Genomic DNA, 23,630 nt, shown 5'->3' with positions numbered 1-23,630 from the left:
CGGGTCAGGCCGTGGCGCCGCCGGACGGCCGAATGAGCAGGCTGGCGTTGGGATGCACGGTGGCCGCGTGCCCACTGAGCACGAGCGTGGTGGAGTCCATCTCGGTGATCACCGCCGGACCCTCGATCACGTTGCCGGCAGACAGTTTTGCCCGGTCGTAGATGCCCGCACTCACCATCGCGCCATCCATCCACACCTTGCCGGTGCGGATGAGCGCCGCCGACGGATCGGCGTCGCCTTCGGTGAGCGGCTGCCAGGCCACGTCGGGCCGCGGACCGCTCACCGTGACGCGCAGATTGATCACCTCCCGCTCGTTCTTGAGCAGGAACGAGAACAGTCGCTGGTGTTCGGCGTCGAAGGCCTCCCCAAGACGGGACAGGACATCGCCGCCGGTCAGTGCGTCGGCGTCGAGATCGACCGGGATCTCGAAGCCCTGACCGTGGTAGCGGAGGTCGACCTGGAAACGCACGGTCTGCTGCTCGCGCGGGACCCCCTCGGCCGCGAGCCGTTTGGCGGCCGAGTCGGCCAGCTCCGAAAGCGCCTGACGCACCTCATCATCGGAGGTCTCGGAGAATGCGCGGATGAGGGTTCGTGCGCTCTCGTCCCGGACGCAAGTGGTGGCATCGCCGTAGGCGCAGAGTACGCCCGGCGACGGCGGCACGATCACCGGCCACGATCCGGTGAGCCGGCCGAGCGCATTGGCGTGCAGCGGCCCGGCACCGCCGAATGAGACGAGTGCGAAATCCCTCGGGTCGTATCCCTGTTGAACGCTCACCAACCGCAGCGCGCCGAACATGTTCTCGTTGACGATGTCCACGATGCCGGCAGCCGCAGCCTCCGGGCCGTCGAGTCCCATCGCATCCGCGATGGACGCCACGGCGGCTCGACTGGCAGCCGTGTCGAGTTCGACCTCACCGCCGGCGAGTTCGCTGGGCAGGTAGCCCAACACCACATTGGCGTCGGTGACGGTGGGTTCGGTGCCGCCGTTGCCGTAGGCGGCCGGGCCGGGATCGGCTCCGGCCGACTGCGGGCCCACGCGCAGTGCGCGTGTCAGTTCGGGCACGTGGGCGATCGAACCGCCACCCGCACCGACGGTTCGGACGTCGACGCTGGTGGCGCGCACGGCGAGGTCCCCCACCTTGGTCTCCCGACCGATCCGTGGTTCACCGCCGAGCACGAGGGCGACGTCGGTGGAGGTTCCGCCCATGTCGAAGGTGAGGAAGTCCGTGTAGCCGGCCTGCTCGGCAAACCATGCCGCGCCGGTGACGCCCCCGGCCGGTCCGGACAGCAACAGCGATACGGGATCCTCGGCCGCCTTCTCCGCCTGCACCAGGCCCCCGTCGCTCCGCAGGATCGACAGTGGCGCATCGATCCCCTCGTCGGCGAGAGACCGTGCGAGATTGTTGACGTATCTCGAGACCTCCGGCTGCACATAGCTGTTGGCCACCGTAGTGAGGGTGCGCTCGTACTCGCGCATCTCGGGTAGCACATGACTCGAAATGGACACCGGGATACCGGGGAGCTCTTCGCCCGCCCACTGCGCGACCTGCTTCTCGTGCGTGTCGTCGACGTAGGAGTTGATGAGTGAGACAGTCAGCGCCTCGATACCCGCACCGGAGAGGCTGCGCAGTTGATCGCGCGCCTGGTGCTCGTCCAGCGGGGTCACCTCCGCGCCGTCGGCACCGATTCTCCCCACCACCTCCACCGTGTGCTCCAGTCGTGCCAGCGGCTCGGGTTTCGGCCAGATGATCCACCCGGCGAGGCCGCCCGGGACGAACGACCGCGCGATCTGCAGCACCTGCCGGAACCCGTCGGTGGTGACCAGCCCGACTCGCGCGCCCCGTCCCTGCAGGATCGCGTTGGTGGCAACGGTGGTGCCGTGGAAGATCTGCCCGACGTCGGCGAGGGCGATACCAGCCTCGGCACACACCTTGCGGATGCCGTTGAGCACGCCGATCGACTGGTCGGCCGGGGTGGACGGAGTCTTGGCCCGGTAGGTGGTGCCGGAGGTCTCCTCGAGCAGCAGCACGTCGGTGAAGGTTCCTCCGACGTCGACGCCCAATCGATAGCGCATGTGATTCTCCAGGTGTTCGGTTGTGCAGGGGTGGTTTTCAGATGACGCCGCGCTCGGTGAACGCCATGCGCTCGTCATCGGACAGGCCGAGAACCCGGCCGTAGATGTCGGAGTTGTGCTCGCCCAGTTCGGGTCCGGCGTGCCGGACCGACCCCGGGGTGTCGCCGAGTTTCGGGAACACCCCAGCCATCGGCAGCTCACCGAAATCGGGGTGGGCCACACGGACGATCGCATCTCGGGCGGCGAAGTGCGGGTCGTCGAACATGTCACGGGCGGTGTAGATCCGGCCCGCCGGGACACCGGCCTCGTGCAGGATGTCGAGCACCTCATCGGTGCCGAGGTCGGCGGTCCAGTCCGCGACGAGCGCGTCCAGTTCGGCCATGTTGACACCGCGGGAGGCGTGGTCGGCATACCGCGGATCATCGATCAGATCCGAGCGTCCCATCGCCGTTGCGAGACGGGCGAACACGGTGTCCTGGTTGGCCGCCACCAGCACCATCTCACCTCCTTTGGTCGGATAGACGTTGCTCGGCGCGATGTTCGGCAGTACCGACCCGGTGCGCTCGCGCTGATATCCGCCGACCTCCCATTCCGGCAGCAGAGATTCCATCATCGCCAGAACGGCCTCGTAGATCGCGGAGTCCACGAGTTGACCGCGTCCGGTGGTGGTGCGGTTGTGCACCGCGACCAGGATTCCGATCGTCGCGAACACCGCAGCGAGCGAGTCACCGAGGGATATCCCCGCACGCGAGGGGGTGCTGTCGGCATCGCCTGTCACATAGCGGATCCCGCCCATCGCCTCGCCGATGGAGCCGAAGCCGGCCCGCGACGCATACGGCCCGGTTTGTCCGTAACCGCTGACCCGCGCCATGATGAGTCGCGGATTGAGCTCGCGGAGCTCGGCGAAGCCCAGCCCCCACCGCTCGAGGGTGCCGGGCCGGAAGTTCTCGATCACGATGTCGGATTGTGCGATCAGCGACCGCGCGAGCTCCTGCCCCTCGGTGCTGCGCAGATTGCAGGTGACTGATTTCTTGTTGCGGGCGACGACCGGCCACCACAGTGACTTTCCGTGGGCCTTCTCCCTCCCCCACTGGCGCATCGGATCCCCATTGCCGGGCGGCTCCAGCTTGATCACCTCGGCACCGAAGTCGGCGAGCAGCTGCCCGCAGAACGGCCCGGCCAGCAGCTGGCCCATCTCCACCACCCGCAGGTCGGCCAACGGCCCGGTTGTCGTCATGTCATCTGCCTCTCTCGTCGTCGTCGACGTGATCCGCGGCCGCTGGCCCGGGTCCATCCGGAAGCGACTGCAGGAGAACATGCTTGGCCGCACGCACGTGGGACCGCATCACCGAGTCGGCCCACACCGCGTCACCGGCCCGCAGCGCGGCGATCAGATCACGATGGTGTGCGCCGCTGCGTTCGAGGTCCGCTGGCGAATATCGATGAAATGTGCGCAGCACCAACGGGAGCTGGATCACCGCGCCCAGCATCGTGGTGAGCCGGCTGCTGGCCGCCGCCGCACGAACGATCGCGTGGAACTCGTCGTTGAGTTGCGCCACCAGATCGAGCTGCGGCCGGGGACCCGACGCGGCGTCCTCCATCAGGCCGGAGAGCTCCTCGAGTCGATCGATGTCCTTGCCGGCGATCCGTGATGCCGCTCGTTCGGCGGCCATCGCCTCGAGCGTCATCCGCAGGTCGTAGATCTCCTCCAGATCCTCCGCGGTCCACGCGCAGACCCGCGCGCCGCGATGGGGCAACACCTCGACGAGACCTTCCATCTCGAGTTGTCGCAGCGCCTCGCGGACCGGTGTCCGGCTGGCCTCGGTGAGGTCGGCGATCTCGACCTCCCCCAGCCGAGTTCCGGGACCGTAGGTGCCATCGATGATGCCGTCCCGGATGTGGGCGTAGACGCGATCCACGGCGCGGGCCATGTAGTACCTCCGCTCATCGAATTGTTCACAATGTAAACGCTGCACACCTCTGGCGCTGGGCCTTTTCGTAAACATTGTGTTTCGATGGCCTCTATTGCATACAACTGGCGCCTACCGCAAGATGGAGCGATGAGTGAGTTCACTGTGGTCGAGGTGGGTCCGCGCGACGGACTGCAGAACGAGAAGACACCGCTGTCGGTCGACGACAAGGTCTCACTGATCACCCGGCTCGTCACCGCGGGGGCGCGGCGCGTCGAGGCCGTTAGCTTTGTCAATCCGAAACGTGTTCCGCAGATGGCCGGCGCCGAGGAGGTGATGGAACAGCTCCCGCGGGATGCGGGGGCCTCCTACATCGGCCTGGTGCTCAACCGACGTGGACTCGATCGGGCGTTGGCCGCCGGCGTCGACGAAGTCAACGTGGTGGTGGTGTCGACCGACGAGTTCAGCACCCGCAATCAGGGTTGCACTGTCGCCGAAGGGATCTCCGCGGCCCTCGACATCGTGCGGGAGGCGCGTGCGGCAGGCGTGTTCAGCACGGTGACCATCGCCGCGTCGTTCGGTTGCCCGTTCTCCGGCGAGGTCGCTGCCGATCACGTGGTGGACATCGTGCGTCAGGTGGCCGCGGCCGGACCCGATGAGATCGCACTGGCCGACACGATCGGCGTCGGTGTCCCCGCGCAGGTGCGTGCGCTGGCCGCGGGTGCGGGCCGGGTGGCGTCGGAGATCCCGCTGCGGTGGCATTTCCACAACACCCGCAACACCGGGTATGCGAATGCTCTCACCGCGTTCGACTTGGGCGCCGCTGCACTGGATTCGAGCGTCGGCGGTTACGGGGGTTGCCCGTTCGCACCCGCCGCGACCGGCAACATCGCGTCAGAGGATCTGGTGTACGCACTGGAACGGTCCGAAGTGTCCACCGGAATCGACCTCGCCGCGATGGTCGAGACGGCCGAATGGCTCGCCGGCAAGCTGGGTCAGGACGTCCCGGCCTTGTTGGGTCGGGCGGGACCGTTCCCGGGCCCGGCCTGAGGCAAAGACGAACCGCTCACCGGTGGCCGGTGAGCGGTTCGCGAAAAGTTGCGTTACTAGGTCGTGTGCACGATCAGTACGTCGCACGCCGACTTGCGCGCCACGTCTGCGGGCACCGATCCGAGCAGTCGTCCAGCGATGGAGTTCAATCCTCGGTTGCCCACCACCAGCAGGTCCGCCTTGGCATCGGTCACGAGTTGCAGCAGCGCGTCGACCGGAGCGCCCTTCACCGAACGCGGGTCTATGTTGCCTGCGCCGGCCTTGGAAGCCCGCTCCTTGGCGGTGCGCAGGATCTCCTCGGTCGGCGAGGAACCCATCACCTGATAGGCCTCGTCCTTCAGCACGTCGGCTGCCCCGCCCGCACCACGATCGTTCGGGAAGTAGGCGCACGCGATGACCAACGTGGCCGACTCGCCGGCGATTGCCCCCGCACGGTCGACCGCCTTGAGCGATGACTCGGAGCCATCGGTGCCGACGACGATCGTCTGATATGCGCTCATCCATCCTCCACGTGTCAGTCCGCCTCGACCGGCGTCGAGGCAGGTGTCATCCCCACACTGTAGAACCCCTGATCCGGCAGATTAGTTTGCGGCGCCCGGTTTGTCCGCCGTTCGTGGGGATCGGCACAATTACTTGATGCCCGCGGCGTCCATGCCGCGCAGTTCTTTCTTCAGGTCGGCGATCTCGTCGCGGAGCCGTCCGGCCAACTCGAATTGCAGATCCCGGGCCGCAGACATCATCTGATCGGTCAGTTGCGACACCAGATCGGCCAGTTCGGCGCGCGGCATCGCCGATGTGTCACGCTTCTCGATGACGCCCGCGCTGCCCGCCTTGGACACCTCGCCTTGGGCCCGGCGACCGCGACTGGCGTTGCGGCCGGAACCGCCGACCGTGACCGCTTCATCCTCGGCTTCGCGGTACACCTGGTCGAGAATGTCAGCGATCTTCTTGCGCAACGGCTTCGGATCGATGCCCATCTCCTTGTTGTAGGCGATCTGCTTCTCGCGGCGACGTTCGGTCTCGTCGATCGCGTTACGCATCGAATCGGTGATCGTGTCGGCATACATGTGCACTTGTCCGGACACGTTGCGCGCGGCGCGGCCGATCGTCTGGATCAGCGAGGTGGTGGACCGCAGGAAGCCCTCCTTGTCGGCGTCGAGGATCGCCACCAGCGACACCTCCGGGAGGTCGAGGCCCTCACGCAGCAGGTTGATGCCGACGAGCACGTCGTACTCACCGGATCGCAGCTGCCGCAACAGTTCGACGCGACGGAGGGTGTCCACCTCGGAGTGCAGGTATCGCACGCGGATACCCAGTTCCAACAGGTAGTCGGTGAGGTCTTCGGCCATCTTCTTGGTGAGCGTGGTGACCAGCACACGCTCGTCGCGTTCGGTGCGTTCTCGGATCTCGTGCACGAGATCGTCGATCTGCCCCTTGGTGGGTTTCACGACGACCTCCGGGTCGACGAGACCGGTGGGCCGGATCACCTGCTCGACGAACTCGCCGTTGGCCTGACCGAGCTCGTAGGGGCCCGGCGTTGCCGACAGGTACACCGTTTGTCCGATGCGATCGACGAACTCATCCCACGTCAGCGGCCGGTTGTCGATCGCCGACGGGAGCCGGAAACCGTAGTCGACGAGGTTGCGTTTACGCGACATGTCGCCCTCGTACATCCCGCCGATCTGCGGCACGGTCACGTGCGACTCGTCGATGACGAGCAGGAAATCCTCGGGAAAGTAGTCGATCAGGGTCGCCGGGGCACTACCCGGCCCACGTCCGTCGATGTGCCGCGAATAGTTCTCGATGCCCGAGCAGAAACCTACTTGCCGCATCATCTCCAGGTCGTAACTGGTGCGCATGCGCAGCCGCTGCGCTTCCAGAAGTTTGCCCTTGTTCTCGAGTTCGGCGAGACGCGCCTCGAGTTCCTCCTCGATGCTCTTCATCGCTCGCTCCATGCGCTCCGGGCCGGCCACGTAGTGGGTGGCCGGGAAGATGCGCAGGTTGTCCACCTCGCGCACCACGTCGCCGGTGAGCGGGTGCAGATAGTACAGCGACTCCACCTCGTCGCCGAAGAACTCGATGCGTACGGCGAGCTCCTCGTAGGACGGGATGATCTCCACAGTGTCGCCGCGTACGCGGAAGCTCCCGCGGGTGAACGCGGTGTCGTTGCGGGTGTATTGAACATCCACCAGGAGCCGCAGCAGGGCGTCGCGATCGATTTCGTCGCCCACACTGACCTCGACGGACCGGTCGAGATAGGACTGTGGGGTACCGAGACCGTAGATGCACGACACCGAGGCGACCACCACCACGTCGCGCCGGGAGAGCAGACTCGACGTGGCCGAATGCCGTAACCGCTCGACGTCGTCGTTGATCGACGAGTCCTTCTCGATGTAGGTGTCGGTCTGCGCGATGTACGCCTCGGGTTGATAGTAGTCGTAGTACGACACGAAGTACTCGACGGCGTTGTTGGGCAGCATGTCCCGCAGTTCGTTTGCGAGCTGTGCGGCCAGGGTCTTGTTGGGCGCCATCACCAGCGTCGGGCGTTGCACGCGTTCGATGAGCCATGCGGTGGTCGCCGACTTGCCGGTACCGGTGGCGCCGAGCAGGACGATGTCCTTCTCCCCGCCGGTGATGCGCTTCTCGAGGTCGTTGATCGCCGTGGGCTGATCACCGGCGGGTTCGTACTCGCTGACCACCTCGAAGTGGCCACCGGTCCGTTCGATCTCCCCGACCGGCCGGAACTCGGAGTGCGCCACGACCGGGCGTTCTGCTGCAAAAGCCATAGTGCCAGGGTAAACGCGGGCTATGACAGTTGTGTTCCGTCGCCTGACCTGCGGGTTAAGGTGTTGGTCATGCCCAGCGGACCGCCTACCCCCAAGCGCCACCCACCCAAGCGCGAGGTGTTCGACGTCCCCGCGATGACCAACACCGACAACAAGGGCTTCGTGCGGCCGGTGGAACGCTACGTGGTGGCCGACCACGGGCTTTACATGTCTCGGACCGCGGATCACCCACGGTTCAACCGCCTCGAGTCCTGGCTGCTGCCCGCGCTCGGGCTGCGGGCGAACATCTTCCACTATCGGGGTGGCTACCGCGACGGTCAGCGCTTGTATCTGGACGTGGGACGGTTCTCCGGACCCGACGAGCACGGCCTTTGGCATGCCGAGGACTGGTACCTCGATCTCGTCGACGTACCGGGCCGGCCGTTGGAGTTGCTCGACGTGGACGAGTTGTTCGATGCTCGCGTCGCCGGCCTACTCGGGGCCGACGAGTGTGAGCAGGCGGTCATGATCGCGGCGCGAGCCCTGGTGGGGTCGGCCGAACACGGCCACGACGTGCAGGCCTGGCTGGACGCCGCGGCAGGCGGGCCGGTCTTCTTTCCAGACCGGCCCGCCTGAGCGCTCAGTAGATGGGCAAGACGAAGCAGGCGCCGGCCCGGATGAAGTCCGGGAACTGCACGCCCGGTCCGACGGTGACCGTTCGCTTCTTGGTGACGCCGTCCAAGGTGGCCGTCAGCACGTGCCGACCGGGCTCGGTCGGGCGCCAGACCGGATGCTCCATCACGCTGGTCGGCTTCTTGTTGTAGAACGTCACGGTCTTGCCGTTCACCGTCGACGTGAGCTTCAGGTTGCCCTTCGCCGAGCGTGGACCGGCCACCGGTACGTCGAGGCGATACGTGCACCCCGCGCCGTAGACGTTGTAGTTCAGCGAACCGGTCGCCGACGATCCGTAACCGGCGGGTGTGTCGACCGCGACGCCTTGCAGCGTTGCCGCACCGGCCGGCGCCCCAACGGCCACCCCGCCCATCGCCGCCGCACTGAAAGCGATTGCGCCCCCGACGATCCGCAAACGATTTCGACTTCCCCGACCAGTCATGCTCAACTCCACTTCACTGCGATTGCACTGTCAGATCGCGCCTCCAGCGGGCGCGATGATGACGCTAGCAGGCACAAATATGAAATATGACACATTGGGTCACAATCGTGACCAGATGTCGCAATCAGTCACAACGCCAAAGCGGGACGCCTCGGACCTACGTGTGGTCCGAGACGCCCCGCACGGCGTCATGAGTGGTTCGGCGTCAGGAGGACGTGACGATGCACGATCCCGCGAGCGGCAGCTGGATGGTGATCTTCCCGAGTTCCGGAGCCGGAACCTCGAAGCCACTTCCGACCTGCAGTTCGCCGGTGGCCTTGCCCGACTCGCCGGCCTGGGTCGCGGCGATCACGTAACTGCCCGGCGCGCCAGGAGTCCAGGAGTACGTCGCCTTACCGTCTTCGGCCTGCACCTCGTCGAGTTCGGTGGCGTCGTCGCCGTCCTTGGCGACCCAGAACGTTACCGGCACACCCTCGTTCTCTTCGTCGACGGTGACCTCGATGTCGTAGGAACACTGGTCGCCGTACACGCCGGCGGTCGAGCCGTAGCCCGACGGGGTGGTCACCTCGATGCCGGTGACCGCGGCGTTGGCCGGCGCGGCCATCATCATCGTGGCGGCTCCCGCACCGATGAGCGCTGCGGCGCCACCGGCGATCCGGGTACGGCGGGTCGAATTCACAGCCATGCGCTGTTCTCCTTTGATTAGGCATGCTGATCGCGTCGTTCTACACGATCGATTAAATGTTCACACTTAGTCGCCCAGAGGGCGACAAAGGCCACTGACACTCCCTTGACATCGACGACGGAGGCTGTGCGGGTAACCCGCACAGCCTCCGTATGGCCCGTCTGCTATCAGAGAACGATGCAGCTGACCGGTATCGGCGAGATGATGTTCAGCGAACCGGTGTCCAACGGGATATCGAGATTGATCCCGGTACCGACTTCAGCTTCCGTAGACTTAACGGCCGACGACGTCCAATCCGGTGTTCCAGTGGACTGAATCGCTTGCAGCGTATACGTGCCCGGCACCTCCGGCGCAAAGGTGAAGCCAGCCGTGTTTCCGCTGGGAACCTTGCTGGTAGCGGTACCGGGGACCACGACGTCTTCGCCGTCAAGCACTCGATAGTAGACCGGATCGCCCGGTGTGGCGTTATTGACGCTCACTTCCACTGCGTAGGAGCAGCTAGCACCATAGCGATCGGCGACCGACCCATATCCAGCGGGCGTCGTGATCTCAACACCGGTGACGGCAGCGTTTGCCGGTGCCGCCATCAACATTCCGGCGGCACCAACGCCAACAAAGGCAGCAGCGGCGCCGAACGCGCGGCGGGTCTTACTAACAGCCATGTGCTTCTCTCCCTCGGTAAATCCTGGGTTCACGATCGCATCCCGACGATTGCGATCAGTTCAGGTATTCCACAGAAATCACGATTCGGCAACTTTCAAGAGGCAGAATCGCCGTTTTGTTCCTGACTGTTCACGCAAGCTGCTAGCGCATCAGTAGAGGATGATGCATGAACTGCCGGTGTAGACACCGACTCCGACGTTGAGTGGGCCGATCGACTCGCCCTCATCGCCCGCGCCCTGAGTCGCCTTGATCGTGTATTGCCCCGGATTGAATGGGAACCAGGGATACACCGCCTTGCCGCCGTCGGGCTTGATTGAACCGACCTGGTTGCCGTTGATCCTGAACACGACGTTTTCAGTGCTGTCCTCGGGCACGGTGGCAATTACGCCGTACCCGCAGCTCGCTCCATACCGCTGATCGAGCGACCCGAGTAGCGCAGAGTTGTCGATCTCGAGCTTGCTGACGTCCGCACTCGCAGGCGCGGCCATCACCGCCCCCGCGGCCGCAACACTGGCAAACGCTACGGTCGCCGCCGCGGCGCGCCCCTTCGTGCGTGCACCCATGGCTGTTCTCCCTCGACTAGAGCAGTGATGTAGGTCGCACCCGTGGGTGCGGCTTCACGCTAGCAAAGGTTCACGTCATGCACGATGCCGAAATGGGTTTCTGCGCACACCCGTTGCCAGAGTTCATCCGATTGTGTGAATCGGTGCAGGTGCGAGCCCTTCGTGACGCTCGGCTGGCGCCTCGCTCCTCAGGGATCAGGAACAACACGCGGTAGGTTCCCCGGTCCGCAAGCAACACGAACAACGCACACCGGCGTCAAGACTTTGTGGCCTTCCAGGCGGTGACCCGCCGGTAGGCATCGTCGAACCACTGCTCTTTGGCCGCGACATAGCGACCGAGATCGCCCTCGGCCGCCTGCAGCGCCACCCGCTTGACCTCGGCGTACTCCGCTCGGGCCGCGGCGTCGTCACGGAGCCAATCGCGGAAATCCAGCGCAAACGCGCGGCCCGGCGAGTCCGCCGCACGCAGGTGTACATTCACCGGTCGCCCCGGGTCGGCCGATCCGTGCAGCCGCCTTCCCCAATCCCCCTCGTCCACCGACCCGGTCGCCGGATCGGGTTTCGGATTGTCGCCGTCGATACCGGGCACTCGGGGAAATCCGCCGTCGGCGAGCACTTCGGCCAGTTGATCCGCGACACCAAGGTCGGCGACAGTGATCTGCAGATCGATCGTGGGCTTGGCGGCCAGACCCGGAATCGCGGTCGATCCGATGTGATCAACGGCCGACACCTTGTCGCCGACCACCGCCCACAGTCGGTTCACCAGGCGGATGCCCTCGGCGGCCCAGCCGGGATCGGGATCGGCCAACTCCAACGGACCTGCTACCACCGTCCGCGACCGGACGTTCTGCTCGAAGGGAACCAGACGTTCCTCCCAGAGCGCTGCCGCCGCAGCGGCGAGATCCTCGGGACTACCGGAGTTGTCGAGCCACACATCGGCCACCGCTCGGCGCTGCTCGTCGCTGGCCTGCGCCGCAATTCGCGCACGCGCGTCATCTTCTGGCATGCCGCGCGCCGTGGTCAGACGCTGCACACGTGTCTCGGCGTCGGCGTGCACGATCAGCACGAGATGGAAGAACGGAGCCATGTTGCCCTCTACGAGCAACGGGATGTCCTGCACCACGATGGCGTCGTCCGGCGCGGCCTCGAGTAACTCCTGGGTGCGCGCACCCACCAGCGGATGGGTGATCGAATTCAGCTTCTGGCGCTGTTCGTCGTCCACGAAGGCCCGGGCGGCCAACGCGGGTCGATCCAGGCTGCCGTCATCGGCCAGGACCTCGTCGCCGAATGCCTCCACCAGGGCGGCCAGTCCCGGTGTCCCCGGTTCCACCACTTCACGCGCGATCTTGTCGGCGTCGATGTGGTAGCCACCGCGGTGGATGAATGTCGTGGCCACGGTTGATTTGCCGGCCCCGATTCCGCCGGACAGCCCCAGTCTGATCACCCGACCAGTCTGACAAATCCTCCGCGAACCGATCACCGCTCCCTCGTTTCGTTCGCGCTGCATCGTTCCGAGCAGGTGGAACGAAAGGAGGGGGCGACGATCAGCGCTGCTCGAGCTCAGCCGGTGACACCGGTGAGTTCGATGGTCGGCTGCGGCAGTTCGGCCTGCGCCGTCTGCTCTCCGGTGGCCAGATCGACCGCGGTCACGGTCCTCGCATTCGGGTCGGTGACGTAGGCGACGCCCTCCTGCACATGAACGTTCGGCATCGGCGACTGCCATTCATCGGGCTCGGTCCACGCGTCGATGACGTCGATCTTGCGCACCTGATCCCCGGTCATCGGGTCATAGACGTACAGTGCACCATCGGTGCCGAGGATCACGGCTTCACCATCGGGTCCGCGTTCGATCGACCGGAAGCTGTAGCTGGCCGGGAAGTCGACGATGCGAAGATCGCCGGTCCGAGTGTCGGTGAGAGTGAACCGGTTCGGCCGCTCGAGTTCGGCGTCCTCGTCGGTCTTGTAGTCACCCAGGACGATCGGCGATGTTGCCGAGCCGGCCTGGTTGCCGATGCGTCCGTAGCCGTCGGGGCTGGCCACCTTCTCGATCTCGTTGCCGCGCACGACGAGAATGCCGTCCTGGCAGCCGAAGGTGAGGACACCGTCGGCGGCGGCGGCCTCACCGTGGACCCCGGGGCACTCGTCGGTGCTCGCGATCTCGTTGCGCTCCTTGTCGAGGATCGCGATGCCGCTGCGCTCAGCCTCGTTTCCTCGTGTCACCACCAGGCTGCCGTCCGCGCGGAAGACCGCCACGCCATGATGAGGCTCAGGCACCGTGTACTCGGTCGATTTCGCATTGCCGCGCAGCAGCTCCGCCGGTTCGACGATGTCGACCTCCCCCGTGCCGTCGCTGAACAGCGTGATGCGGGAATCGTGCGGCACCACATGGCCCGGTTCCTCGCCACCGAAGGTCATGTCGGTCAGCTCGGGTTCTGATGTGTAGTAGTGCCCGTGGTCGCCGTGCTGGACGGTCCAGGTCCCCATGTCCAGAACGCGGAAACCGCCCGATTCCGAGACGAATACGTTGCGTCCGTTATCGGCGCTGTTGAGTCGGATGAACCCCTCGGTGGGGATGTCGGCCACCTGCTCCAGGTTTTCCGCGTCCAGCACCAGAATGCCGCCGTCGTAGCTGAGCGCCAGACGCGGTGTGGCGCTGTGCTGTTCAACTCGTTCACCAGAAGCGTCGGCAGTGCTGCTCGGCGCAGCATCGTCGGTGCTATCGGTGCCACACGCGACCAGCGCGAACGATGCGGCAGCACACAGCGCCGCCACCCTTGTCAGATTTGTCTTCTTCACATGCACGGGAGACAGTCAACGTGTTAATGAAAATTATTGTCAACTGCTAATGGTTCGATTCCGCTGACCCAGGTCGACCAGCATTGGCAGGCTGGTCGAGTGGGTAGCGATGCTCCGCTCCGGTCACTAACTCAGCGGTCCGTGATACCGGCACCGATCGACGCGGTGTGGGATCGCGTCAGCCGAATGGAGGGCATCAACGATGAGCTGATGCCCTACCTCAAGATGATGCTGCCGCGCCGGCATCGCGGGAAAACACTGGCCGACATCGAGGTCGGCACGAGCGTGGGCAAGGTGCGCTTGCTGTTCGGCGGTTTGTTGCCGCTCGACTACGACGAACTGACCATCGTCGAACTCACACCTGGGCGCGGATTTCGCGAAGAGTCCTCGATGGCCTCCATGCGGGTGTGGCATCACGCCAGAACACTGACACCGCTCACTCTCGAGCGCACCGAGGTTGTCGACACCGTCGCGTTACGCCCACGTCTGCTGCTGAGGCCGGCCGCACCCCTGCTCGCCCGGTTCGTCGAGCATCTGTTCCGGCACCGACACCGGCGGTTGGCCGCGCACTTTGGCGGTTGAGTGCGTCGGGTACAGACGCGACCACCATCAGGGTCATCTCCGCTGCTGCCGACGACACCTGGGCTCAGGACGATCAGCACGAAGAACAGAACTCCCCGACTCGTGATGAGCCGGGGAGTTCTGTGTCAGTGAGATTCGAATCAGGCGTTGCCCGACAGCTTCTCGCGCAGTGCGGCGAGCTGCTCGTCGCTGGCCAGCGAGCCACCCGACGATGCCGGAGCGCTGCTGCCGGTGCTGCGGCTCTCCGATGCCGACGAGTAATCCGACGGGGCGTTGGCGGCCTCGGCGGCGGCAGCGGCGAACTTCTCCATCTGAGCGGTGTGCATCTTGTGGCGACGCTCGGCCTCGGCGTACCGGGCCTCCCATGCCTCACGCTGCTGCTCGAAGCCCTCGAGCCACTCGTTGGTCTCCGCGTCGAAGCCCTCGGGGAAGATGTAGTTGCCCTGCTCGTCGTAGCTGTCGGCCATGCCGTACTTCGACGGGTCGAACTCCTCGGTGTAGTCCTCGTTGGCCTGCTTGAGGCTCAGCGAGATCCGGCGACGCTCCAGGTCGATGTCGATGACCTTGACCATCGCGTCGTCGCCGACGGAGACGACCTGATCGGGCACCTCGACGTGGCGCTCGGCCAGCTCGGAGATGTGGACCAGGCCCTCGATGCCCTCGTCGACACGGACGAACGCACCGAACGGCACCAGCTTGGTGACCTTGCCCGGCACGATCTGACCGATCGCGTGGGTGCGGGCGAACTGACGCCACGGATCTTCCTGGGTGGCCTTGAGCGACAGCGACACACGCTCGCGGTCCAGGTCGACGTCGAGGACCTCGACGGTGACCTCATCGCCCACGGCGACGACCTCGGACGGGTGATCGATGTGCTTCCAGGACAGCTCGGAGACGTGGACCAGACCGTCGACGCCGCCGAGATCGACGAACGCACCGAAGTTGACGATCGAGGACACGACGCCCTTGCGGACCTGTCCCTTCTGCAGCTGGTGCAGGAACTCGCTGCGGACCTCGGACTGGGTCTGCTCGAGCCATGCACGACGCGACAGGACCACGTTGTTGCGGTTCTTGTCGAGCTCGATGATCTTGGCCTCGATCTCCTTGCCGATGTACGGCTGCAGATCGCGGACGCGACGCATCTCCACCAGCGACGCCGGGAGGAAGCCGCGCAGACCGATGTCCAGGATCAGGCCGCCCTTGACGACCTCGATGACGGTGCCCTTGACGGCCTCGTCCTTCTCCTTGAGCTCCTCGATCGTGCCCCAGGCGCGCTCGTACTGCGCACGCTTCTTGGACAGGATCAGGCGGCCTTCTTTGTCCTCTTTGGTGAGAACCAGGGCCTCGACCTCGTCACCGACGTTGACGACCTCGTTGGGGTCGACGTCGTGCTTGATCGACAGTTCGCGCGACGGGATCACGCCTTCGGTCTTGTAACCGATGTCGAGCAGAACCTCGTCCCGATCGACCTTGACGATGGTGCCTTCGACGATGTCGCCATCGTTGAAGTACTTGATCGTGGAGTCGATGGCGGCGAGGAAGTCCTCAGCCGAGCCGATGTCATTGACGGCTACTTGCGGCGAGGTGATCGTGGGGGACGACATATTTGTGAGTTGCTCCGGACAGGTGTGTTGTAGGTACAGTTCAGTTGCCGCCGTCGGTGAACGGATGCTGAACTCCGGGCACGACGGCCGCACGCGCCGAGGGCGCATGCGCGTAGAAGGTTACGCCAGTCCGCTTGCCCTGGGCAAATACGCTCTCCCCGGCCGGTCCGGTGACGCCCGACGACCCGGTGCCGCGGGGTCTTCTCGCGGGCGAAGGGTCACCGTCCTCGAGGTGGGCGGTCCCTCATTTCGGCTGGTCAGCAGCTATCGGGCGCGGCTGAGAACACTCACCGGCCACGACGAACCGCTCACCGGCACTGCCTGCTCCCTCACCTCGATACCCACTCGATACCCAGGTGCTCGCCATTCTGGTTGACTGGCGCCGTGGCGCATTCCATCGAGCTCCTGCCCGATGAGTCGATCGACGCCCGTGTCCGCGCCGAATGGCAGGCGCTGGCCGACGCCGGGCTGCCCAGCGCCGCCTGTATCCGCGCCTCGACCAATCGCCCACACGTCACATTGATCGCGGCCGGGCACATCGACGGCGGTGTCGATGACGCACTCGGGGCCTGTGCGAAAGACCTGCCTCTGCCGTGCCGGATCGGCGCTCCGGTGCTGTTCGGCCACGGGACCCGCCGCACGTTGGCTCGAGTGGTGGTGCCGAGCGCCGCGCTGTTGGCGCTGCACCGCCGGGTGTGCGACATCGCCACACCTTTCCTCGGTGACAACGGCGCCTTCGCTCATGCCGCCCCGGGCGACTGGACCCCGCACATCACACTCGCCCGGCGCGTCGACACCACGCAGCTCGCCGCGGTCCTCGACGTCCTCGACGCCGTCGGCTCGCTCGAGGATTCCGGCTCGTTCACCACGGTGCGTCGTTGGGATCCCGACAACCGTCGCGACCACATCGTCGCCGGCGGACCGGCCGCGTCGACACCGTGAGAGAACCTCACCACCGCGTGAGAGCGAACTGAGAGCGAGGAGACGCATCGTTGCCCCATGAGCACAACAACACCTTCGACAACGACACCCTCCACATCAACGACCACGACTTCCCCCTCCCCCGGACCGACGCACTCCGACGACCGGCCGGTCACGGCCGACGCCTTCGCCGAGCGCATCTTCACCTCAGCACTGGCGACCGCCGAGACGATGAGTATTTATCTCGGCGAACGCCTCGGGTGGTACGACTGCCTCGTCCAACACGGCCCGGTGTCGGCTGACGAGTTGGCCGACCGCACCGGCACTCATCGGCGCTACGCCAGAGAATGGCTGGAGATGCAGTCGGCCTTCGGGATACTCGACGCCGACCTGGATGCCGACCCGATCCGCTTCGGCATCCAACCGGGGGTGGCCGAAGCCCTCACCGACACCGCCAGCCTCGCGTATTTGGGCACGCTGCCGCGGATGTTCGCCGCATCGTTCGGCCAGCTTCCGGCCCTGCTCGACGCCTACCGCACCGGCGGCGGTGTCAGCTGGGCAGAACTGGGCGCCGACGCCCGCGAATGCCAGGCGGCACTCAACCGCCCGTGGTTCGACCGTCAACTCGCGCCTGCGCTCGCCGGCGTCGACGGCCTGCACGCGCGGCTCTCCCGTTCCGGCGCCCGCATCGCCGACGTCGGATTCGGCGCCGGTTACTCGACCATCGCGCTGGCCAAGGCCTATCCGGAGGCGACATTCGTGGGCCTCGATGTCGACGAGGCGTCGGTGCAGATGGCGCGTCACGCAGCAGCGGAGGCCGGCGTCGACGATCGGGTGGAGTTCGTGCTGGCCGACGCCTCCGACGCAGGGCAGCGCGGACCGTTCGACGTGGTGTTCGCCTTCGAGTGCGTCCACGACATGCCCCGCCCGGTGGAGGTGTTGGCCGCGGCGCGGGCGGCGCTGGCGCCCGACGGTGTCATGGTGATCATGGACGAGGCGGTCTCCGATGAGTTCGCCGGCCCCGCCGACGATCTGGACAAGATCATGTACGCCTTCTCGCTGTTCGTCTGTTTGCCCGACGGAATGAGTTCGACACCCTCGGCAGGCACCGGAACGGTGATGCGCGCGTCGACACTGCGCGCCTACGCCCAGCAGGCCGGGTTCGCCGAGGTGGAGGTACTGCCGATCGAGGAGTTCAGCTTCTTCCGGTTCTACCAACTCACGCCGGGCTGAGCGCTGCCAGCGCCGCGGCCACCACATCGACCCGCGGTCGATCGGCGCCGCGCATCATCGCCTCGTCGAGCGTCGGGTCCCCGAGACGCTCCCGCAACCGACGATGCGCGGCGTCGAGCCGTTGCGCGTCGCTGCCGTAGGCCCCCGCCCCGGTGATCTCATCGGCCCGGCGCATCGCACCCAGCAACTCGGCCGCCGCCTCAGGCCGATCGAGTTGTAGCAGTACGTCGACAACGGTGCGCAGCGACACCCACTGGTGTGTCCAGTTGCCGGCGTCGCGCCAGTGGTTGAGCACATCGGTGAACAGACGAGCGGCCACCTCCGGTGTCCCGCAACGGGCTTCGATGGATGCCCGGGACACCAGTGCCACACCCATCAGATAGCGGTCACCCGTGTGCGCAGCAGAAGCGATCGCATCGTCGAGCAGCTCGCCGGCTCGACTCGGATCGTCGTCGAGAATGCACTCACCGGCACCGTAGCGCGCCCATCCTTCGACGACGGTCTCCCCTGTCGCGGTGCATAAATCGGCGATCCGCAGCGAAGCCCGATGCGCGGCGGGCCCGTCGCCGGCGTAGGCGTTCATCAGCAGCACGCAGAGGTCGGCCATGCGGCCCGCGCCGGCCATCCCCGCGACCGTTCCCGCTGCCCGGAAATCGCGGGCCAATCGCGACGTCGCCGTCACATCCCCTTGGAACAGGCCGACCTCCACGAGCATCATCCGCAGGTAGACCTCCACGGCGGGTGCGGGGCTGCACGCCAGCCCACACCGAACATACTCCTTGGCGGTCAACAGATTCCCGTCGAAGCGGGCCCCGGCGGCGGCCACCGCCCACGCCGCGGGCAACTTCGGAGGATCTTCCACCGACACATCGGCGGCTGCGCGAAGCCGGCGTGACCAGGCGGTGGCCTCGGTGCTCATGGTCAGCTCCAGGAATGGGATCACCCCCGCCATCATCCGGTCGCCGAGCGTCGGATCGACCTCGCAGGCATGGTCGACCGCCTGTCTCACATCGTCGAGGCGCGCCGCGACCAGACCGGCTGCCGCGACGTGGCCGGGGCCGAAGAGATCCCGGACGAGTGGCGCGATCCGATCGGCCACCAGGTGCGCATGCGCCGCTCGCGCCGATGTGCGGCGACCGTTCTCGTCGAGTCGTCGAAGTCCGAAGGCGCGCAGGGTCTCGAGCATTCGGTAGCCGGAGTCGTCGGCCGAGAGCATCGAATTGTCGACGAGCTCACTGACGATATCGGCCACGTCGTCACGCGGTACCACCTCACTGTGCCCCGCGAGCGCTTCCGCGTCGTCGAGGTCGAAGCGCGCCGGAAACACCGCCAAGACATCGAACAAAGCGCGACCCGCATCACTCAACAGCGCATACGACCAGTCGACCAGCGCATGCAGACTCCGGTGCCGGGGGTCGGTGTCCCGGGGACTGTGCAGAATCCGGAATCGCCACTGAAGGCGGTCCACCAGCGCCGCCGGAGCAATGGCGCGGGCTCTGGTCGCGGCGAGTTCCACGCCGAGCGGCAGCCCGTCGAGTCGTCGGCAGATCTCGGCCACTGCTGCGGCGTTCTCCTCGGTGAGCACGAATCGATCGTTGCGGGCGTGCGCACGAGTACAGAAGAGCTGCACCGACGGGCTCTCGGCGATGGCGGCCGACGACGCGTTCGCCGCCGGCACCGTCAGCGGCTCCAGCACGCTGACCTGCTCGGCGGTCAACCCCAACGGAACACGCGACGTCGCCACCACCGATAGGTCGGCACATCGACTGATCACCGATTCGACCAGCTCGGCGGCCGCGTCGACCACGTGCTCGCAGTTGTCGAGGACAAGCAAACCGACTCGGCCCGAGAGTGTTTCGACGAGCGCCTCGAGATCGCCGAGATCCCGCCGCGGAGCGGCCCCGGTTGCCGACACGACGCTGTGTACCACGTCGGCCGGCGACGCCACGCCCGACAGCTCTGCGATCCAGGTGGCCCCTTGGTGACGAGCATGTTCGCGCACCAGCGCGGTCTTGCCCACTCCGCCTGGCCCCACTACCGTGACCACCGTTCCCGGGCGGATTCGAGCCGCGAGATCGGCCAGCTCGACATCACGGCCGATGACTCTCACGGACGCCTCCGGTGTGGGTCTGCGGCGTGTCGGCGGCGCGGTGCCCGTGGGCGTTGCAGGGGCGGTGGGTGTCGGCGCCCGTTCGCCGGCGAGGATACGTTGGTGCAGGTCACCGAGCCGAATGGTGGGTTCGGTGCCGAGGTCGGTCGCCAGCCGTGCCCGCAGTCGTCGGAACACCGCGAGCGCCTCGGCGGGGCGGTCGGCTTGCCAGAGGGCGAGCATCCGCGCCTGGTGCACACTTTCCCGGTACGGGTGTGCCGCGGCGGCGGGCTCGAGTCGACTCGCGGCATCTGCCGGTCGTCCCGAACGCAGCAGCGCATCGGCGGTCGCCTCGACGATCCGTACCCGGGTTTCCTGCAGCGCCTCGACATCGCCACGCACCCATGGCTCATCGGCGAACTCGCCGAATGGTCTTCCACGCCAGAGACTCTCCGCAGAATCGAACAGCGCCACCGCAGCGCCCGGGTCGGCCTCGGTCACCGCACACCCGGCATGGAAGCGGTCGGCGAACGCGAGGAGGTCCAGTTCGTCGCGGTCGACCCGAAGCGAGTAGCCGGGAGCGGCGGTGACGATCGCCAGTTTGTCGGTCACGCCGTGCTCGCGCAGTTGCGCACGCAAGCGGAACACCAGGTTGTGCAGCGCAGCCTCCGGATTGGTCGGCGGACTCTGCCCCCAGAGGATCTCCGCGAGCCAGTCGGCGTCGGCAGCGGCATTGGCACGGGCGCCGAGCGCGGCCAACAGGCACCGCAGCCGTGGACTACCGAATTGAGCAGCGCGCGCTTCCGTCGGTCCCGACACATCGATCGGGCCCAGGAGCAGGAGGCTGACCACGCGCGATTTTATCACCGTGTGCGCTGCTGGCGGCTCCGATCCAGCCGATACCAGTCGCTAGACTCACCGGCATGAGTGAGGAGCGCACCGACGATGCCGGCTCGACGCATCGACCTCCGCGCATTCTCGGGCCCGTCGACTCACCGACGAGTGACCGCGCCAACCGATGGTGGTGGGACCACGACGCCGACAACTATCACGCCGAACACGGCGCCTTCCTGGGAACCCATGCCGCCGGCGGGGACTTCGTGTGGTGCCCGGAAGGCCTGCGAGAAGCTGACATCGGCCTGCTCGGTGACATCGCAGACCGCGACATCCTGGAGGTCGGCTGCGGCTCGGCACCGTGTGCCCGGTGGCTGGCCGGACAGGGCGCTCGTGCGGTCGGCGTCGATCTGTCGCGTCGCATGCTCGGCATCGGACTCGCCGCGATGGAGCAAGACCGCAGCCGGGTCCCGCTGGTGCAGGCGACCGCCGAGGCACTTCCCTTCGCGGACAGTTCGTTCGACGTGGCGTGCTCGGCCTTCGGCGCGGTACCGTTTGTAGCCGACTCGGCGCATGTGATGGCCGAGGTGGCCCGGGTCCTGCGCCCCGAAGGACGCTGGGTCTTCGCGGTCAATCATCCGATGCGCTGGATGTTCCTCGACGACCCTGGACCCGACGGCCTCATCGTGCAGATCCCCTACTTCGACCGCACCCCTTACACCGAGGTCGACGACGCCGGCGCCATCACCTACGTGGAACACCATCGGACCATCGGCGATCGCGTCCGGGAGATCCGCGCGGCCGGGTTGGTGCTCGACGACATCGTGGAACCGGAGTGGCCGGAGGGTTTCGAGGAGGTGTGGGGGCAGTGGAGTCCTTTTCGCGGACAATACTTCCCGGGCACCGCGATCTTCTGCTGCCGAAAGGTGTGAGGTCGGGGCCCTTCGTGACACTCGGCTGGCGCCTCGTTCCTCAGGCAACAGTTGGTGACACTCACAGGACGCGCTCGGAAGCAGTTTCCTCACAACAACTTTGACAGGAAACCCTGAGTACGTTCGTGTTGCGGGTTGGCCAGCACCTCACGCGGATCACCCTGCTCCACCACCACACCGCCGTCCATGAACACCAGTTGGTCGGCGACCTCACGGGCGAAGCCCATCTCGTGGGTGACGACCACCATCGTCATCCCGCTGGCCGCGAGTTCACGCATCACGCCGAGCACCTCCCCGACGAGCTCCGGATCCAGCGCGGACGTCGGCTCGTCGAACAGCATCAGCTTGGGTTCCATCGCCAGCGCACGGGCGATGGCGACACGTTGCTGCTGTCCGCCCGACAGTTGGGCGGGGTAGGTGTCGGCCTTGTCGGCCAAGCCCACCCGAGCCAACAACGTGCGGGCACTCTCGGTGGCCTCCCGTTTGCTCTTCCGTTTGACCTGTGTCGGCGCCTCGATCACATTCTCCAACGCGGTGCGATGCGGGAACAGGTTGAAGTGCTGGAACACCATGCCGATGTCGCGGCGCTGTTTGGCTGCGTCCTTCGGGCTCATCTCGTGGAGCTTGTCACCACGTTCGCGGTAGCCGATTAGATCACCATCCACGTAAAGCCGTCCCGCATTGACCACTTCGAGATGGTTGACGCAGCGCAGGAACGTCGACTTCCCGGAACCAGACGGCCCGATGAGGCACAGCACCTCGCCACGGCCCACCTCGAGAGTGATGCCCTTGAGCACCCGCAGGGAGCCGAAGTTCTTGCAGACCCGGTCGGCGTAGACCATGGGGCGTTCAGCGACGCTCATCGCTCTCCCCTTCCGCGATCGTTGTGTTCGGTTTGGCAGCCATGGCCTTGAGCTGTCGGGCGGTCATCTGCCGGCTGGCACCCTTCGAGTAGTACCGCTCGAGGTAGTACTGGCCGACCATCAGGATGCTGGTGATCGCCAGGTACCAGGTGGACGCCACCAGCAGCAGCGGAATCGGCTCGAAATTCACCCCGGAGATGTCCCGCGCACGCCCGTACAGATCCCCGGTGAAGGGCACCGCAGCCACGAGGCTCGTCGTCTTGAGCATGCTGATCACCTCGTTGCCGGTCGGCGGGATGATCACGCGCATGGCCTGCGGTAGCACCGTGCGCCGCATGGCAAGCGACCATGACATACCCAATGCGACGGAGGCCTCCATCTGACCCTCACCGACCGACGAGACACCCGCCCGCACGATCTCGGCCATGTAGGCCGCCTCGTTGAGCGCGAGGCCGATCATCGCGAAGATGAACGCCGAATACAGTGCCTGGATATCGAAATGCGCGAACTGCACGACGAACGGGATGCCGAGGTCGATCTGCTTGTAGATCGCCGGCAACAGCCCCCAGAACACCAACTGCACATACACCGGTGTGCCGCGGAAAACCCAGAGATAGACCCACGCGGTCGACCGCAACACCGGATTCGACGACAGTCGCATCACGGCGAGCAGCACGCCCAGCACGATCGCGATGATCATCGACAGCACGGTGAGCACGAGCGTGTACCACATGCCCGTGAGGATGCGGGTGTCGAAGAGATAGTTGGCGTAGGTGTTCCACGCGTACGCGCTGTTGGTGGCCGCGCCGTAGACGAACAGCACCACCAGCACGAGCACGATGGCGGCGGCGAACCACTGGCCCGGGTGACGCAGTGGCACCGCCTTGATGGGTTCGGGCTCAGCGGAGACGCGGTCGGCCCCGCTCGGGCCAGTCGCTGGTGCCGTCACCGG

General features: G+C 66.1%; 21 protein-coding genes. 6 read left to right on the top strand and 15 right to left on the bottom strand.

Features of this window, described 5'->3' with window-relative positions:
• Positions 1–4: 4 nt before the first annotated feature.
• Genes OSB52_RS07840 through OSB52_RS07830 form a run of 3 tightly spaced genes read right to left on the bottom strand, consistent with a single transcriptional unit; the run spans position 5 to position 4,005 of the window.
• Positions 5–2,074 carry a hydantoinase/oxoprolinase family protein gene (locus OSB52_RS07840; RefSeq protein ID WP_235723082.1) on the bottom strand — a complete coding sequence of 690 codons (2,070 nt, stop codon included), beginning with the start codon at positions 2,072–2,074 and terminating at the stop codon, positions 5–7.
• 37 nt (positions 2,075–2,111) lie between these two features.
• Positions 2,112–3,311: a CaiB/BaiF CoA transferase family protein gene (locus tag OSB52_RS07835; protein WP_235723083.1), complete on the bottom strand. Its 1,200-nt coding sequence runs from the start codon at positions 3,309–3,311 to the stop codon at positions 2,112–2,114.
• Position 3,312: 1 nt separating this feature from the next.
• Entirely contained in the window at positions 3,313–4,005 is a 693-nt protein-coding gene (locus OSB52_RS07830; RefSeq protein WP_235723084.1) for a GntR family transcriptional regulator, read from the bottom strand.
• Positions 4,006–4,134: 129 nt separating this feature from the next.
• Between OSB52_RS07830 and OSB52_RS07825 the strand changes: the two genes are divergently transcribed.
• Positions 4,135–5,034, top strand: coding sequence for a hydroxymethylglutaryl-CoA lyase (locus tag OSB52_RS07825; RefSeq protein ID WP_266061117.1), 900 nt, complete (start codon positions 4,135–4,137; stop codon positions 5,032–5,034).
• 56 nt (positions 5,035–5,090) lie between these two features.
• Here OSB52_RS07825 and OSB52_RS07820 read toward each other — a convergent pair whose 3' ends face one another.
• Together OSB52_RS07820 and uvrB are read right to left on the bottom strand one after the other, a co-directional pair.
• Positions 5,091–5,534, bottom strand: coding sequence for a universal stress protein (locus OSB52_RS07820; protein ID WP_235723086.1), 444 nt, complete (start codon positions 5,532–5,534; stop codon positions 5,091–5,093).
• Between the two features lie 129 nt (positions 5,535–5,663).
• Complete coding sequence (gene uvrB / locus OSB52_RS07815) at positions 5,664–7,820, bottom strand: excinuclease ABC subunit UvrB (RefSeq protein ID WP_266061103.1); 2,157 nt, start codon at positions 7,818–7,820, stop codon at positions 5,664–5,666.
• Positions 7,821–7,889: 69 nt separating this feature from the next.
• Between uvrB and OSB52_RS07810 the strand changes: the two genes are divergently transcribed.
• Positions 7,890–8,435, top strand: a complete 546-nt coding sequence (locus OSB52_RS07810; RefSeq protein ID WP_266061101.1) for a ribonuclease FAU-1 family protein — start codon at positions 7,890–7,892, stop codon at positions 8,433–8,435.
• 4 nt (positions 8,436–8,439) lie between these two features.
• Here the strand turns inward: OSB52_RS07810 and OSB52_RS07805 are convergent, their stop codons facing one another.
• The 6 genes from OSB52_RS07805 to aztD all read right to left on the bottom strand — a co-directional run bounded on the left by OSB52_RS07805 (position 8,440) and on the right by aztD (position 13,626).
• Entirely contained in the window at positions 8,440–8,913 is a 474-nt protein-coding gene (locus OSB52_RS07805) for a hypothetical protein (protein ID WP_266061099.1), read from the bottom strand.
• A 205-nt stretch (positions 8,914–9,118) separates the two neighbouring features.
• Positions 9,119–9,598, bottom strand: a complete 480-nt coding sequence (locus OSB52_RS07800) for a hypothetical protein (RefSeq protein ID WP_266061098.1) — start codon at positions 9,596–9,598, stop codon at positions 9,119–9,121.
• A gap of 167 nt (positions 9,599–9,765) precedes the next feature.
• The gene (locus OSB52_RS07795) at positions 9,766–10,260 is read right to left on the bottom strand and encodes a hypothetical protein (protein WP_266061097.1); all 495 of its coding nucleotides are present in this window, start codon (positions 10,258–10,260) and stop codon (positions 9,766–9,768) included.
• A 150-nt stretch (positions 10,261–10,410) separates the two neighbouring features.
• Positions 10,411–10,824, bottom strand: coding sequence for a hypothetical protein (locus OSB52_RS07790; RefSeq protein ID WP_266061095.1), 414 nt, complete (start codon positions 10,822–10,824; stop codon positions 10,411–10,413).
• A gap of 256 nt (positions 10,825–11,080) precedes the next feature.
• Positions 11,081–12,268, bottom strand: a complete 1,188-nt coding sequence (gene coaE, locus OSB52_RS07785) for a dephospho-CoA kinase (protein ID WP_266061093.1) — start codon at positions 12,266–12,268, stop codon at positions 11,081–11,083.
• 116 nt (positions 12,269–12,384) lie between these two features.
• A complete protein-coding gene (gene aztD / locus OSB52_RS07780; RefSeq protein WP_372512365.1) occupies positions 12,385–13,626 on the bottom strand; it encodes a zinc metallochaperone AztD in 1,242 nt (413 codons plus the stop codon).
• Between the two features lie 135 nt (positions 13,627–13,761).
• Between aztD and OSB52_RS07775 the strand changes: the two genes are divergently transcribed.
• On the top strand, positions 13,762–14,202 hold the full coding sequence (locus tag OSB52_RS07775; protein WP_235723092.1) for an Rv1443c family protein: 441 nt from the start codon (positions 13,762–13,764) through the stop codon (positions 14,200–14,202).
• A 140-nt stretch (positions 14,203–14,342) separates the two neighbouring features.
• On the opposite strand, the gene rpsA is transcribed toward OSB52_RS07775, so the two are convergent.
• Positions 14,343–15,806, bottom strand: a complete 1,464-nt coding sequence (gene rpsA / locus OSB52_RS07770; RefSeq protein WP_235723093.1) for a 30S ribosomal protein S1 — start codon at positions 15,804–15,806, stop codon at positions 14,343–14,345.
• 384 nt (positions 15,807–16,190) lie between these two features.
• On the opposite strand from rpsA, the gene OSB52_RS07765 reads away from it, so the two are divergent.
• The gene (locus OSB52_RS07765) at positions 16,191–16,748 is read left to right on the top strand and encodes a 2'-5' RNA ligase family protein (protein ID WP_266061090.1); all 558 of its coding nucleotides are present in this window, start codon (positions 16,191–16,193) and stop codon (positions 16,746–16,748) included.
• A gap of 57 nt (positions 16,749–16,805) precedes the next feature.
• On the top strand, positions 16,806–17,960 hold the full coding sequence (locus OSB52_RS07760) for a class I SAM-dependent methyltransferase (RefSeq protein WP_266061088.1): 1,155 nt from the start codon (positions 16,806–16,808) through the stop codon (positions 17,958–17,960).
• Here the strand turns inward: OSB52_RS07760 and OSB52_RS07755 are convergent.
• Positions 17,947–20,901, bottom strand: coding sequence for an ATP-binding protein (locus OSB52_RS07755; RefSeq protein ID WP_266061086.1), 2,955 nt, complete (start codon positions 20,899–20,901; stop codon positions 17,947–17,949). The two genes, OSB52_RS07760 and OSB52_RS07755, sit on opposite strands and share 14 nt — an antisense overlap.
• A gap of 71 nt (positions 20,902–20,972) precedes the next feature.
• Between OSB52_RS07755 and OSB52_RS07750 the strand changes: the two genes are divergently transcribed.
• Positions 20,973–21,815: a class I SAM-dependent methyltransferase gene (locus tag OSB52_RS07750; protein ID WP_266061085.1), complete on the top strand. Its 843-nt coding sequence runs from the start codon at positions 20,973–20,975 to the stop codon at positions 21,813–21,815.
• A gap of 89 nt (positions 21,816–21,904) precedes the next feature.
• On the opposite strand, the gene OSB52_RS07745 is transcribed toward OSB52_RS07750, so the two are convergent.
• Together OSB52_RS07745 and OSB52_RS07740 are read right to left on the bottom strand one after the other, a co-directional pair.
• On the bottom strand, positions 21,905–22,678 hold the full coding sequence (locus tag OSB52_RS07745) for an amino acid ABC transporter ATP-binding protein (protein WP_272492741.1): 774 nt from the start codon (positions 22,676–22,678) through the stop codon (positions 21,905–21,907).
• Positions 22,665–23,627, bottom strand: a complete 963-nt coding sequence (locus tag OSB52_RS07740) for an amino acid ABC transporter permease (protein ID WP_235723098.1) — start codon at positions 23,625–23,627, stop codon at positions 22,665–22,667. The genes OSB52_RS07745 and OSB52_RS07740 overlap by 14 nt, the downstream gene beginning before the upstream one ends.
• Positions 23,628–23,630 lie beyond the last annotated feature (3 nt).

Source organism: Gordonia aquimaris (assembly GCF_026262595.1).
Classification (GTDB): domain Bacteria; phylum Actinomycetota; class Actinomycetes; order Mycobacteriales; family Mycobacteriaceae; genus Gordonia; species Gordonia tangerina.
This window is presented reverse-complemented; position numbering and strand designations above follow the sequence as displayed.